The 13,344-nt window shown below is 72.0% G+C and carries 15 protein-coding genes; 9 read left to right on the top strand and 6 right to left on the bottom strand.

The genetic code is table 11. The annotated features are described in order from the left end of the window. Positions 1–9 precede the first annotated feature (9 nt). Positions 10–1,194, top strand: coding sequence for an alcohol dehydrogenase catalytic domain-containing protein (locus tag AB0D10_RS30695; RefSeq protein WP_360262211.1), 1,185 nt, complete (start codon positions 10–12; stop codon positions 1,192–1,194). Positions 1,195–1,583: 389 nt separating this feature from the next. On the opposite strand, the gene AB0D10_RS30690 is transcribed toward AB0D10_RS30695, so the two are convergent. Beyond that, complete coding sequence (locus AB0D10_RS30690) at positions 1,584–2,099, bottom strand: HAD-IIIA family hydrolase (protein ID WP_360262210.1); 516 nt, start codon at positions 2,097–2,099, stop codon at positions 1,584–1,586. A 340-nt stretch (positions 2,100–2,439) separates the two neighbouring features. Between AB0D10_RS30690 and AB0D10_RS30685 the strand changes: the two genes are divergently transcribed. The 4 genes from AB0D10_RS30685 (at position 2,440) to AB0D10_RS30670 (ending at position 4,195) form a co-directional block, all read left to right on the top strand. Next, positions 2,440–2,961 (top strand): hemerythrin domain-containing protein, encoded by a 522-nt coding sequence (locus tag AB0D10_RS30685; protein WP_360262209.1) that lies wholly within the window; start codon positions 2,440–2,442, stop codon positions 2,959–2,961. A gap of 56 nt (positions 2,962–3,017) precedes the next feature. Then, positions 3,018–3,404, top strand: coding sequence for a hemerythrin domain-containing protein (locus AB0D10_RS30680; protein WP_360262208.1), 387 nt, complete (start codon positions 3,018–3,020; stop codon positions 3,402–3,404). Then, entirely contained in the window at positions 3,401–3,571 is a 171-nt protein-coding gene (locus tag AB0D10_RS30675) for a hypothetical protein (RefSeq protein WP_360262207.1), read from the top strand. The genes AB0D10_RS30680 and AB0D10_RS30675 overlap by 4 nt, the downstream gene beginning before the upstream one ends. A 93-nt stretch (positions 3,572–3,664) precedes the next feature. Further along, entirely contained in the window at positions 3,665–4,195 is a 531-nt protein-coding gene (locus tag AB0D10_RS30670; RefSeq protein WP_360262206.1) for a hypothetical protein, read from the top strand. Positions 4,196–4,522: 327 nt separating this feature from the next. Here AB0D10_RS30670 and AB0D10_RS30665 read toward each other — a convergent pair whose 3' ends face one another. Further along, complete coding sequence (locus AB0D10_RS30665) at positions 4,523–4,930, bottom strand: hypothetical protein (RefSeq protein WP_360262205.1); 408 nt, start codon at positions 4,928–4,930, stop codon at positions 4,523–4,525. Positions 4,931–5,350: 420 nt separating this feature from the next. After that, a complete protein-coding gene (locus AB0D10_RS30660) occupies positions 5,351–5,809 on the bottom strand; it encodes an SRPBCC family protein (protein WP_360262204.1) in 459 nt (152 codons plus the stop codon). A 240-nt stretch (positions 5,810–6,049) separates the two neighbouring features. On the opposite strand from AB0D10_RS30660, the gene AB0D10_RS30655 reads away from it, so the two are divergent. Together AB0D10_RS30655 and AB0D10_RS30650 are read left to right on the top strand one after the other, a co-directional pair. Further along, complete coding sequence (locus AB0D10_RS30655) at positions 6,050–6,436, top strand: ATP-binding protein (protein WP_360262203.1); 387 nt, start codon at positions 6,050–6,052, stop codon at positions 6,434–6,436. A gap of 96 nt (positions 6,437–6,532) precedes the next feature. Continuing rightward, entirely contained in the window at positions 6,533–8,320 is a 1,788-nt protein-coding gene (locus AB0D10_RS30650; protein ID WP_360262202.1) for a thiamine pyrophosphate-requiring protein, read from the top strand. Positions 8,321–8,478: 158 nt separating this feature from the next. Here AB0D10_RS30650 and AB0D10_RS30645 read toward each other — a convergent pair whose 3' ends face one another. From AB0D10_RS30645 to AB0D10_RS30635, 3 genes are all read right to left on the bottom strand, one after another. Further along, positions 8,479–8,610 (bottom strand): hypothetical protein, encoded by a 132-nt coding sequence (locus AB0D10_RS30645; RefSeq protein WP_360262201.1) that lies wholly within the window; start codon positions 8,608–8,610, stop codon positions 8,479–8,481. Positions 8,611–9,254: 644 nt separating this feature from the next. Beyond that, positions 9,255–9,698 carry an STAS domain-containing protein gene (locus AB0D10_RS30640; RefSeq protein WP_360262200.1) on the bottom strand — a complete coding sequence of 148 codons (444 nt, stop codon included), beginning with the start codon at positions 9,696–9,698 and terminating at the stop codon, positions 9,255–9,257. Positions 9,699–9,899: 201 nt separating this feature from the next. After that, positions 9,900–10,271, bottom strand: a complete 372-nt coding sequence (locus AB0D10_RS30635) for a helix-turn-helix domain-containing protein (protein WP_360262199.1) — start codon at positions 10,269–10,271, stop codon at positions 9,900–9,902. Positions 10,272–10,625: 354 nt separating this feature from the next. Between AB0D10_RS30635 and AB0D10_RS30630 the strand changes: the two genes are divergently transcribed. Together AB0D10_RS30630 and AB0D10_RS30625 are read left to right on the top strand one after the other, a co-directional pair. Then, entirely contained in the window at positions 10,626–10,790 is a 165-nt protein-coding gene (locus AB0D10_RS30630) for a hypothetical protein (RefSeq protein ID WP_360262198.1), read from the top strand. Between the two features lie 323 nt (positions 10,791–11,113). Continuing rightward, on the top strand, positions 11,114–13,276 hold the full coding sequence (locus tag AB0D10_RS30625; protein ID WP_360262197.1) for a catalase: 2,163 nt from the start codon (positions 11,114–11,116) through the stop codon (positions 13,274–13,276). Positions 13,277–13,344 lie beyond the last annotated feature (68 nt).

Raw genomic sequence — 13,344 nt, 5'->3', positions numbered from 1 at the left:
GGAGATCCCATGAAAGCCGTGACCTGGCACGGGCGCCGAGACGTCCGCGTCGACTCCGTACCCGACCCGGTGATCAAGGAACCCACCGACGTCCTGGTCGAGGTCACCACCACCGGGCTTTGCGGGTCCGACCTGCACCTCTACGAGGTCCTCGGCGCCTTCCTCGACGAGGGCGACATCCTGGGCCACGAGGCCATGGGGGTGGTGCGGGAGACCGGCAGCGCGGTGCATGCCGTCTCCGTCGGCGACCGGGTCGTCGTGCCGTTCAACATCTCCTGCGGCACCTGTTACATGTGCGTCAACGGCCTCCAGTCCCAGTGCGAGACCACCCAGGTGCACGCCTACGGAACGGGCGCGGCACTGTTCGGCTACACCAAGCTCTACGGCCAAGTGCCAGGAGGGCAGGCGGAGTTGCTCCGTGTTCCGTTCGGCAACACCCTGCCGGTCGTGATCCCGCACGGACCGCCCGACGACCGGTACGTCCTGCTGTCCGACGTGCTGCCCACCGCCTGGCAGGCGGTCGAGTACGCCGAGGTGCCGCCCGGCGGCAGCGTCGCGGTGCTCGGTCTCGGCCCGATCGGCGACATGTGCACCCGCATCGCCCGCCACCGTGGGGCGGGTACCGTGATCGGCGTCGACCTGGTCCCCGAACGGCTGGAGCGCGTCCGGGAACACGGCGCCGAGGTGCTCGATCTCGCCCGGCTCGGCTCGCGGGTCACCGATCGCGCCCGGGAACTCACGGGCGGCCGGGGCCCGCATGCCGTGATCGATGCCGTCGGCATGGAGGCCCACGGCTCTCCCGCCGCCACCGCTGCCCAGCGGATGACCACACTGCTGCCCGACGCCCTCGCCGCCCGGCTGATGACCCGCGTGGGCCTGGACCGGCTGCACGCGCTCCACCTCGCGGTGGACATGGTCCGCCGGGGCGGCACCATTTCGCTCTCCGGCGTCTACGGCGGGATGACCGACCCGCTGCCGCTGCTCACCATGTTCGACAAGCAGCTGCGGCTGCGGATGGGCCAGGCGAACGTCCTGCGGTGGACGGACGACCTGCTGCCGCTGCTCACCGACGACGACCCGCTCGGCGTGGACGGCTTCGCCACCCACCACCTTCCGCTGACCGAGGCACCCACCGCCTACGAGATGTTCCAGCGCAAGGAGGACGGCGTGGTCAAGGTGCTCTTCCAACCGTGAGCGACCGGCCGGCCGAAGCCGGTCGCTCGGGTCGCTCTCGGCGCTGACGCCGTTCTGCTCGGCGGGTTCCCCCGCTGAGTGCTGCGCGCCCCGGCAGTTCGGCCAGGGGTGACGTCGGCCGACGGCAACACGCGCCCGGTTGCGCGGTGCGGTGGAGCCGCAGCAGACACCCCGGCGCCTCCGGACCGGTTCGTCGCTCCACCGACACACGCACACGGGTGCGGTGGGCCGAGCCCTGGAAAGAACTCGGTACATCTGTACTCGGCGAGTGACGGGTCCGGCACCCGCCGTCCTGGGACGTGCCGGAAGAGCCGGTCGGCGTTCCCGCGGGATGCGTCCGTGGGCGGCCGCCCGACGGGCGGGGCCACGAGCTGCGCCCATGCCCGGAGTCAGCGCGTCAGCAGCAGCTCGGCTGCCGCTTCGGGACACTCGGCCGTGCGGCAGGCGGACAGGGTGCAGGGCGGGCAGGGGCCGACGGCCGGCAGATCCGGCTCCGGCACGCGGATCGCGTGGGCCCCGGCGGACAAGGCGGCCTCGATCGCCGCGCTCCTGCCGGCGATCACCGTGACGAGGGGCGGGGCCAGGTCCAGTGCCCGGCAGGCCTCCGCCACCAGGACGGCGCCGGGCATGCGGCACCCGCAGCCGTCGTGCGGACCGTGCGGGCAGACCGCCCACAGGTCGAACGGGCCCAGCAGTGCTTCGGTCCTCGACTGGACGGCCTCGACCTGCTCGCGCCCGATCTGGCCGCGGGCCACGCCGGGCTGGTTGCTGACCACGCCGAGCGCCACTCCGGCCGCGCGCAGGAGCGCGAGCGCGGCGCGGATCCCGCCCGCGGGTTGCACCATGGCGGGATCGCCGTTGCAGGAGACGTCCCGGATCAGCGTGCCGTCGCGTTCGAACAGCACCGCGCCGGTCGCACGCCCGGCCGTCGCACAGCTTCCGCGCGCACCGTCGGCGGAAGGACGGTCTATCGTACGGCGGGTGAACAGCCAGGGGCCGGGCCGTCCGACGGGGCCACGGGACGATGCGGTCGGCGGAACGGCCGGGACGGGTTCTGCAAGGTACGCCATACCTTTGCGGGTTGCCCCCGTAGGCCCTCTCAAACGGTAGCCGGACCGATCGGTCGGGACGGTCGATGGGCTCCCGACTTCCGCGGAGCGGTCCGTGCCCGTCGCGGAGTTTGGCCGGAGGGAGGCCGGGGACACGCCCTGCCGGACGGGGGAGACACCGAGGAGGAGTGCAGCGATGTCGAACGATGCCATCGTCCTGCTGAGGGAGGACCACAAGGAAGTGCGCCGACTGTTCCGCCAGTACCGCGATCGGGCCGACGGGGACGGCGACGGCAGCGGCGACGCGAAGATCCGGGGCGAGACGGTCCGACGGATCGTCGAGGCGCTGACCGTCCACACCTACCTGGAGGAGGAACTGGTCTACCCCCGGGTTCGACGGGAGATACCCGACCTCGCCGCGGACATGGACCGAGCCCGCCAGCAGCACCACGTCGCCGACCTCCTCTGCGAAGAGTTGAGCCGGATGAGCCCCGACGACGAGGGCTACGACGCCAAGGCCGCGGTGCTGATCGACGCCGTGGATCGCCACATCTCCGAGGAGGAGGACGACTGGTTCCCCCAGATCCGTGCCGCGCTCGGCCGCAAGGAACTCCAGGAGATCGGCGAGCAGATGCGGGTCGTCCGGGAGACGGCGCCTCGGCGGCCGACCGGAGGTGGAGTGCTGCACCGGATCGCAGCCGCGCTGGAGGACTACTGACCGCCTGCGGCTGATCCCGCCGCTCTGCGCGGCGGGCACACGAAGGGAAGGCACCCGTGCACCACGACCAGGACCTGCTGGAGCAACTCGTCGCCGACCACCGGTCGGTGCGCGTCCACTTCAGCGAACTCAGCGGAATCCCGAGCGGGGACAAGCAGCGCAAGCAGCTCGTCGACCTGATCGTCGACCAGGTGGTCCGCCACATCCAGGTCGAGGAGAGGCATCTCTACCCCCTCGCCCGAGAACGGCTCGCCGACGGCCGCGATGTCGTCGAACGCGAGCTGGCGGACCACCGAGCCGTCGAGTCCCTCCTCGAGGAACTGCGGCACACCCATGTCAGCTCGCCGCACTTCGACCGCCCCTGGTGGCCCGTGTGGCCGAGGAGGCCACCCGGCACGCCGGCGAGGAGGAGGCTCGGCTGTTCCCGGCCGTCCGGGCCGTGACCACCGGGAAGGAGTTGCGGCTGCTGGCCGCGCGGTCCCGCCGGACCGGGTCACGGGCCTCCGGCCGCCCCCGTCACCAGCGTCCCACCGCGAGCCCGGCCGACCGGCTGCCGCCCCCGGAGCGCCCGCTCCGGCGGCGCCTGCGCGACCTCCTCGCCTTCGGGTGAGGCCGATCGAACCCTTTCGCCCGGCCGACTCGGGTCCGATGCGCCACCAGCATGACGGGCCTGCTGCCGGCCCCCGACCCCGGAGGATCCGCAGTGTCCCCGCAGCAACTGGCCGAACCCCTGAACATCTACCTGAACGACCACCTCACCGGTGCGTTCGCGGGCAGCGCTCTCGCCGACCGCATGGCCCGGACCCATCCGCACAGCCGTCGCGCGGAGGACCTGCGCCGTCTGGCCCGCGAAATCGAGCAGGACCGCGACGACCTCGTCAGGATCATGCAGACGCTCGGTGTCCCGGTGCGGCGTTACCGGACCTGGCTCGGTCTCGCCGGGGAACGCCTGGGGCGGCTCAAGCCCAACGGGACCGTCGTCGGCCGTGCCCCGCTCAGCGACCTGATCGAGCTGGAAGCACTGCGTGCCGGAGTCGAGGGCAAAGCCGCAGTGTGGCAGGCGCTGCGTTCCATCGCGGACACCGACCAGCGCCTCGACGCGGGGGAGCTGGACCGCCTCGCGGACCGGGCCGCAGTCCAGGCCCGCACACTCGACGGCTGGCACCGTGCGGTCAGTGCCGCCGTGCTCACCGATCGCCACTCACGGCCGCAGGGTCCCCGCTCGGCGCTGTGAACACCACGTCTCCTTACAGGGCGGAAGCCACACGCTCGGTGCCGAAGGCGTCCGATGGAGTCGGCACGGAACCGGGGTGGGGGCGTGGTCGTCCTGGCTAGGGTGGCCGCCGACGTAGGCTGGTGGTACCGGGTGGCGTGCTCGCCCGGTGCGTCGGTTGGGCCGTTCATCATCGCCCGCACCGCGATCGTGTCGCGCCGGTGCGGGCGGTCGCGTGCCCCTGGAGGTTGTCGTCCCCTTGCCGTCCCGCTGCGGGATCCCCGGTCCGGACGGCTTGTCGCCTGCCTGGGGCGTCGTTCGGTTACTACGGGCTACTGACTTCGGCTTTCAGGGTGGTAGGTCGGGGGAGAGTCCGGTTCCGGTGAGGAAGCCGTCGCGGACGTCGGGGCGGTCCTGGAGTCGTTCGAGTCGGTTGCGGACGAGGGTTGCGCGTCGGTCCAGGGCGACGCCGGCGGCACAGCGAAAGGAGATCATGTCGCCATCGGTCATGTAGGCATGGGAGTTGGGCACCAGGAGGTGCTCGCCGGCTGCGGGGACGACGCTCACACAGTCGCTGTGGAACTCGACCCGGTGCGGGGTCTGCCGGAGCACCCGGGCCGTGGCGCAGTCGAGCGCGGTGACCCGGCCGTCTAGCGGGAGATGGACCCGGTCGGCGAAGACGACCGGCGCGCCCGGAGTCTCGTGGGGCGCCGTCAGGGTCCACAGTCCTGACGCGGTGTCATGATGGACGGACATCGGTACGGAGTCGGCGACCGCAGGACTTTCCCCGCGAGCTCGGCAGTGCGCCAGATGATCATGGTGGATGAAGTGACGCATTGTCACCCGCTCGAATTCGCCCGGGTGGACTCGACGTCCCGGACCTCTCGACTTCCTCGGACTTCTCGCCCTTGGACGGGCGGCCGCGGTCGGGTGGTCGGCCGCGGCCGCCCGGGTCCGGCGTGCACGATGGAGCGCAGACAACGGGGCTTTCACCGGACCGGGCTGACCCGCCCGGCAAGCGGAAGCCCTGACCAGGGGTGGTAGGGGATCCGAGTCCGGGCCACCCCCACCCTGGGCGCCACCGCCGAGGTGACGATCGTCGCCGTCGGCGGTGGCGTGCGTGCCCAGGGTGGGGGTGGCCGGCGCGGGTCGTGCGGGCCCCAGGAGGAGACGGGGTCAGTTGGGGGTGACGCGGCCTCTCCAGGCGCCGCTGGCGCTGTTGCGGTGCTCGATGAACTCCTTGAAGCGCCCCAGGTCGCCCTTGACACGCCGGTCGATCATGCCCAGGGCGGCGCCCATGTGTTCGGCCATGCCCTGGGGCTCGAACTCCATCACGAGACGGACCCGGGTGTGGCTGTCGTCGAGGCGGACGAACGTCACGACGCCGCGCTGGGAGGAGTCGCCCTCCAGCGTGCGCCAGGCGATCCGCTCGTCCGGGAGTTGGTCGACGATCTCGGTGTCGAACTCACGGCTCGCGCCGGCGATCCTGGTCTTCCAGTGGTTGTGGCGGTCGTCGAGCTGGGTGACCTGCTCGACGCCCTCCATGAACTGCGGGAAGTCCTCGAACTGGGTCCACTGGTCATAGCACATCCGCGCCGGGACATCGACGTCGATCGACTGCTGGACGGTACTCATCACACTTCTCCCTCCGGTAGCGGCGGTCCTTGCGTCTGCCCCCTTGTGATCGGTCCAACCGCGCTCCCGGCCTCGTCGTCTCCGGGTCGGTCCGCGTGTCGACCTGAGGCCTGTGGGCACCCGCTCCGGTGCGAACGCGGCCCACCGACTCTGGGGGTGACGCCGATGGAAGGCCCGGCACGACACGGCAGTCCGACGGGGCGGTACTGGTGTCTCGACCTGTCCGACGAGCGGTACCCCGTGAGTGTGGCAAGGGCCTTCGTCGATGAGGTCCTTCGTGGGTGGGGCATCGGTGCCCCGGTGCGGGAGGACGTCGTGCTGGTCGTCAGCGAGCTGGTCGCCAATGCCCGCCAGCACGCCGCCGGCCCCCGCGAGATCGGCGTGGACCTGGATGCCGACCGGGTGCGGGTCGAGGTCACCGACACCGCCGCTGCGGCGGTGCCCGCGCGGCGGCCGGCGAGAGCGGACCGACCGGGCGGGCACGGCCTCGTCGTCGTGGAGCGGCTGTCCTCCCGATGGGGCACCGACGTGAGGCCTTGCGGCAAGTCCGTCTGGGCCGAATGTCCGCTGCGGTGGTCCCACCCAGGACCCGGGCGGCCCCGACGTGGCCCTGATCAGCCCCCGTAGCAGGGCTGGTTTCACGTCGGCACGAGCGGTTACCCGCATCCTCGGGCCCCGGTCCGGTCGGGGCGCGCCACAACCGCGCTGTGGAGGAGATGGGCGATGAAGGTTTCCGACTACGTGCTCCAGCGGCTTCGCGACTGGGAGGTGGAGCACGTCTTCGCCTATCCCGGCGACGGCATCAACGGACTGCTCGCCGCGTGGGGCCGTGCCGGGGACCGGCCACGGTTCGTCCAGGCCCGGCACGAGGAGATGGCCGCCTTCCAGGCCGTCGGCTACGCGAAGTTCTCGGGCCGGACCGGCGTCTGCTGCGCCACGTCCGGGCCGGGCGCGGTCCACCTGCTGAACGGCCTGTACGACGCCAAGCTCGACCACGTCCCGGTCGTCGCGATCGTCGGGCAGACCGACCGTTCCGCCATGGGAGGCTCCTACCAGCAGGAGGTCGACCTTCTTTCCCTCTACAAGGACGTGGCCTCCGAGTTCTGCGAGATGGTCACCGTCCCCGCCCAGTTGCCGAACGTGCTGGACCGCGCCATGCGGATCGCCGCGACCCGCCGCACCGTGACCGCGGTGATCATCCCCGCCGACGTGCAGGAACTCGACTACGAGCCTCCGGCGCACGCGTTCAAGCACGTTCCCTCCAGCCTCGGCGTGCCCCGGTACGCGCCCGTCCCCGCCGAGGCGGACCTGGTGAGGGCCGCGGAGGTGTTCAACGCCGGCGAGAAGGTCGCGATGCTGATCGGCCAGGGCGCCCGGAACGCCCGCCTCGAGGTCGAGCAGGTCGCCGACCTGCTCGGCGCCGGCGTGGCGAAGGCTCTGCTCGGCAAGGACACGCTCCCGGACACCCTGCCGTACGTCACCGGGTCGATCGGCCTGCTCGGCACCCGGCCCTCGTACGAGATGATGCGGGACTGCGACACCCTCCTCGTGATCGGCTCCAGCTTCCCCTACACCCAGTTCCTGCCCGAGTTCGGCCAGGCGCGGGCGGTGCAGATCGACCTGGACCCGTCCATGATCGGGCTTCGCTACCCGTTCGACGTCAACCTCGTCGGTGACGCCGCCGAGGCACTGCGCCGGCTGATCCCGCTGCTGGAGCCCAGGGCGGACGGGACGTGGCGCAAGACGGTGGAGGACAACGCGGCGCGCTGGTGGGAGGTGATGCAGCGCCGCGCCGAGGTGGCGGCGGACCCGGTCAACCCCGAGTACGTCGTCCACACCCTGGACGCCCTGTTGCCGGACAACGCGATCGTGGCGGCGGACTCCGGCTCGGCGGCCAACTGGTACGCCCGCCACCTGCGTTTCCGCGGCGGCCAGCGCGGCTCTCTGTCGGGGACGCTGGCCACCATGGGCCCGGGGGTGCCGTACGTGATCGGCGCGAAGTTCGCGCACCCGGACCGCCCGGCGATCGCGATCGTCGGCGACGGCGCGATGCAGATGAACGGGCTGGCGGAACTGATCACCGTTGCGAAGTACTACCAGGAGTGGGAGGACCCGCGCCTGGTCGTGGCGGTGCTCAACAACCACGACCTGAACCAGGTCACCTGGGAGATGCGGGCGATGCAGGGCGCCCCGCAGTTCGAGCCCTCGCAGGCCCTGCCGGACGTGCGCTACGCCGACATCGCCCAGTTGTTCGGCCTGTACGGGGCACGGGTGGAGCGGCCGGAGGACGTGGAGCCCGTGTGGCGCCAGGCGCTCGCCGCCGAGCGGCCGTTCGTCATCGACTTCCGTACCGACCCTGCCGTGCCGCCGATCCCGCCGCACGCCACGTGGGACCAGATCAAGGCCGCGGCGATGTCGGTGATCAAGGGCGACAGCGACCGGGGCTCGGTCATCCGGCAGGGCGTGAAGGCGAAGGTCCAGGAGTTCCTGCCCGGCAGCGGGGGGAACTGACCGGTGTCGATCGAGGAGCTGGACACGGCGGCGCTCGCCGAGGCACTGAGCGCGGAGGTCGCCGCCGGCCCGGTCTCGGCGTGACAGCACGTCGCGACGCCGCCGACCGGTTCCGCGCGCCCGGGTGAGCACCCGAGCGCGTCCCGCGGCGCAGCCGCTCAGTACGGCAGCGGGCGTCCCGAGGGGGTGCGCAGGTCCAGCGGAGGACGCGGGCGCTGCGGGGCCGGGCGCTTGACCACCCTGATCCCGGCCATCTCGGTCACCTCCTCGATCACGGAGCGTCTGCCCAACCGGCTACGGATTCACGCCTCGTCACCGACGAGAGGAGAAACCCCGCACACGACCCCACGGTCGGCCCGCCCGCGCCCCACGCCCCGCCCTGCGCGACTACGCACTGCACCACGACCCCCCGATCAGGCGACGGGCAGGCGGCCGCCTGGGAAGCGCTCCCCGACCGAATCGGGTGTGGACGCGGCGCTGCTGATGCCCGCCGTCCGCGGCGCTCTGCCCGCCGACGACCCGCGCACCACCGCTACCCTCCACGCGGTGCGCACCGACCTCGTCCAGGACCACTACGCCCAGCGGTTCCGCCACGACCCGCGTCCCCCGGAGGACGCCGAGGGCGCGTTCCTGCTGTGCGGCTTCACCATGGCGCTGGCCGAACACCAGCAGGGCCACGAGTCCGAGGCGCTGCGCCGGTTCGAGCGCAACCGTGCCGTCTGCGGTCCGCCGGGCCTGTACGCGGAGGAGTTCGACGTCGCCCAGCGCCAGCTGCGCGGCAACTGCCCTGGGCCTTCGTCCACGCCCTCGTGCTCGAAGCCGCTGCGACACTCGCCCACCGCCGGTGAGCACCCGCCCCGACCGCCGTGGATTCGCGCTTCGCCCTGGCGGGGCGGCATCGTTCGTCGGCCCCGCAGGTGTGCCCGTGCCGGCCTCAACCGCCCTTCTCGCGGATGCCGGCCAGGGCAGCCCGTACGGTGCTCAGGTTCAGGATCTCGTCGGCTCCGGTGATCTCGAACAGCCGCCGCGCCTGGGGGCGCGGCCCGGCGACCAGCAGGTCGATGTCGGCCGCATTCGCGGTCAGACGGGCTTCGAGCAGTGCGTTGAGGGCGGTGGAGTCACAGAAATCCACGGCGGACATGTCGACGACCAGTCGGGGGCATCCACGGGCGACGGCGGCGTCGAGGGCTTCTTCCAGCCTGCGGCGCTGGTCCTGGTCGATCTCACCCTCCAAGCGCACGATCACGGCGCCGGGGACCTCCGTGGTGGTGATCCGTAGAGGGGCGGGGGTGGGGAAACAGCCGGGGGTCCTGACGGGCTCGGCACCCGCAGCCTTGGGCACCGCCTCGTCGGCCGGGCCCACCTTGTGATCGGCCACTGGTCTCACCTCCCGGAGCCCGGGTGGTGGAGCCGCCGTGCCCGGCGCAACCGCAGCTGTAGCCGCGGGGCGGGCGCGGCACGATGCCGTCGGCCGGTGTGACGGGCGGGACGGGTCGCGCAACGGGTGTCGGGCCGCGGCTGCGGCCCGCGACAGGAAGGGAGGTCGGCGGCTCCGACCGGCACGCGGCCGGGCACCGGATCACAGATCGTCGTCGCGTTCATGGTGATCACCGTGGGGCGGGTTGTCGCGGTTGTCCTCCTCGCCGGAGGCATGCGGGAGTTCGGCGAACAGTTCCAGGAAGTCGGCGATCTCGAAGCCGGCCTCCGCGGGGTGGCGGAAGGAAGCGTGGCGGGTGATGCGGTAGTGGTTGCGGCGCCCGTTCCGGGAGCGCGTCAGGTACCCGGCGCTCTCCAGATCGGTGACGATGGCCTGGACCGCCCGCTCCGTCACCCCGCACGTGAGGGCGAGGTCCCGCAGGCGCACCATCGGGTCGCGCGAGATCATCAGCAGGACCCTGGCGTGCTGGGTCAGGAATGTCCAGCCGGTACGGGGCTCGTGCTCGGAGGCCATACCACAAGTATGAACCCGGATTCGGGTTTTACCAGACGTGAATCCGGGGTCGGGGGTTCGCGGGCCGTAACCGGATCACGTTGACCCGGCCCGTGACCGGACCGGCCGGGCCGCCGCCTTGCGATCCGGGTCAACGACATCGCCTCCGGTGTCACGGCCCGCAGACACTCCCGGCGGTACGGCGCACCTGCCGGGGCGGCTGTGGCCTCACCCGGTCAGGCCCTGCCGACGAACCCGTAACCCGCGTCGTGCGCGAGAGCCCCTCGGTGGGCTCGGGACGGCGGCGCGCTCGCCGGCACGTGTTGCCGCTCCGGTGCCACCCACCGACCCTGGACCTGACGAAAGGAGGCTGCCATGGGCAAGCCCGACGAGGACGACGTTTCCCACGATGACGAGCAGGTGCGGGAGCGCTCCGCGGAGGAGCGGAACATCGTGACACCCACGCCTCGCGACGTCCGCGCCAAGGCCGAGGACGACGACGAGCCCGAGCCGCCCGCGGCCGACGCCCAGGCGCCCTGATCCGGAGGCCGTGCCGTGGCCGCGTCGGTTCCGGACGGGGCGCTGGGCCGGGTCGGCCCGGAGCCGGGCGCTCCGGGCCGACCCGGCCGCGGTCGGTCGGTCGCGCAACGGCACGAGGAACCGCGCCGGGACTCGGCGGTCCGTGTCCGACGTCCGTCCGGGTGCACCGGTGGCCGACTCCCGGACCGTGCCGCCGACCCGGCTCGAAATGGTGGTCTCCGTACCGGTTTGCACCGTTGCCCGTCGGGCAGCCGATTCGGCAGATTGCGCCCCGCGCGACACCGGCGCGCCCGGCGCCCGACACAGGACGGAGAAGCGTCGAGATGACCACCAACCCCGGGCCTCCCCAGGGGCGCCCGCACGCTCCGCCGGTCACCGAGACCCCGCACGATCCCGGGCCGCCCGCCGCCGGACGCGACGCCAAGGACACGGCCCTGGACCCCTTCCGGGCCCCGGATCCGGACGGACCGCTGACCACCGACCAGGGGGTGCGAGCCGACGACACCGACAACTCCCTGACCGTCGGCGACCGCGGGCCGACCCTGCTGGAGGACTTCCAGCTGCGTGAGAAGCTGACCCGCTTCGACCACGAGCGGATCCCCGAACGAGTGGTGCACGCGCGCGGCGCCGGCGCCTACGGTTACTTCGAACCCTACGAGTCGCTGGCCGAGTACACATGCGCCGACTTCCTCCAGGAACCCGGCCGGCGGACCCCGGTGTTCGTCCGCTTCTCGACCGTGCAGGGCCCGCGCGGCTCCGCCGACACCGTGCGCGACGTCCGCGGCTTCGCGACCAAGTTCTACACCCGGCACGGCAACTACGACCTGGTCGGCAACAACATGCCGGTGTTCTTCATCCAGGACGCGATCAAGTTCCCGGACTTCGTGCACGCGGTGAAGATGGAACCGCACAACGAGATCCCCACCGGCGGATCCGCCCACGACACCTTCTGGGACTTCTGCTCGCTGCAGCCCGAGTCCACCCACATGCTCATGTGGGCGATGTCCGACCGGGCCATCCCGCGCAGCTACCGGATGATGCAGGGCTTCGGCGTGCACACCTTCCGCCTCGTGAACGCCGAAGGAGTCGGCACCTTCGTGAAGTTCCACTGGCGGCCGAAGCTGGGGGTGGCGTGCCAGGTCTGGGACGAGGCACAGCTGACCGCGGGACGCGACCCGGACTTCCACCGCCGCGACCTGTGGGAGGCAATCGAGGCCGGCGAGTACCCCGAGTGGGAACTCGGCGTCCAGCTGATCCCGGAGCGGGACGAGCACGCCTACCCGTTCGACCTGCTGGACCCCACCAAGCTCGTGCCGGAGGAACTGGTGCCGGTGCGCCCGGTCGGGCGGATGGTGCTCGACCGCAATCCGCAGAACTTCTTCGCGGAGACCGAGCAGGCCGCTTTCCACACCGCCAACATCGTGCCCGGTATCGACTTCACCAACGACCCGCTGCTGCAGGGCCGCAACTTCTCCTACCTCGACACCCAGCTGATCCGTCTCGGCGGCCCCAACTTCGCCCAGCTGCCGGTCAACCGGCCACTCGCCGAGGTGCGCAACAACCAGCGCGACGGCTACGGGCAGCAGACGATCCACTCCGGCACCGCCTACGCACCGAACTCGGTCGGCGGGGGCTGCCCCTTCACGCTGGGCGGCGGCCGGCTCGCCGAGGGAGTGTTCGAGCACTACCAGGAGCGGATCGACGGTGCGGCCGTCCGGCGGCGCAGTCCGGGTTTCGCCGACCACTACAGCCAGGCCGCGTTGTTCTGGAACAGCATGGCGGACTGGGAGCAGGACCACATCACCGCCGCGTTCGCCTTCGAACTCGGCAAGGTGGCCGACGACGAGGTACGGCGACGCACGGTCGCCAACCTGACCCACGTGGACCGTGCACTGGCCACGGGCGTCGCCTGGCGCATCGGCGTGCCCGAACCGGCGGCCGACCAGGACCAGGACCAGGACAATCGGGCGCAGGCGACCGGGCCGCAGTCCTCCCCGGCGCTGAGTCTGGACAACCTGCTCGCCTCCGGCATCCGCACGCGCAAGATCGCGGTGCTGGCGGCGGAAGGCGTCGACCACGGCCAGGTGCTGGCCGCCCACGAGCGGCTCGGAGCAGCGGGCGCGGTCGTCGAGACCCTCTCCTCCCGCGGCGGTCGGCTCCAGGCGGCCGACGGCGAATCCCTGGACGTGGACCGCGCGCTGCCCACGACCGCCTCGGTGCTGTACGACGCCGTGGTGGTACCGGACGGCGCGGACCGAGCACTCGCCGCCGATGCCGACGCGGTCCGGTTCCTGGCCGAGGCGCTGCGTCACGGCAAGCCCGTGGCCCTCCTCGGCTCCGGAAGCGAGCTGTGCCGCTGCGCCGGGTACGCCACACCGGGCGATCTCGCCGGGGTGGCCCTGGCCGGCCCGCGGGACCAGGCCGGCCCCGCGTTCTGGGACGGCTTCGTACACCTCGTCGAACAGCACCGCTTCCCGCAGCGCTGACCGCCCGCACGGGCTGTGTGCTCGCCGCTGCCGGACCGGCGACACCGGGCGTCGGCGACCGGCGCACA

This window comes from Kitasatospora sp. NPDC048545 (assembly GCF_040651155.1).
Taxonomy (GTDB): Bacteria; Actinomycetota; Actinomycetes; order Streptomycetales; family Streptomycetaceae; genus Kitasatospora.
This window is presented reverse-complemented; position numbering and strand designations above follow the sequence as displayed.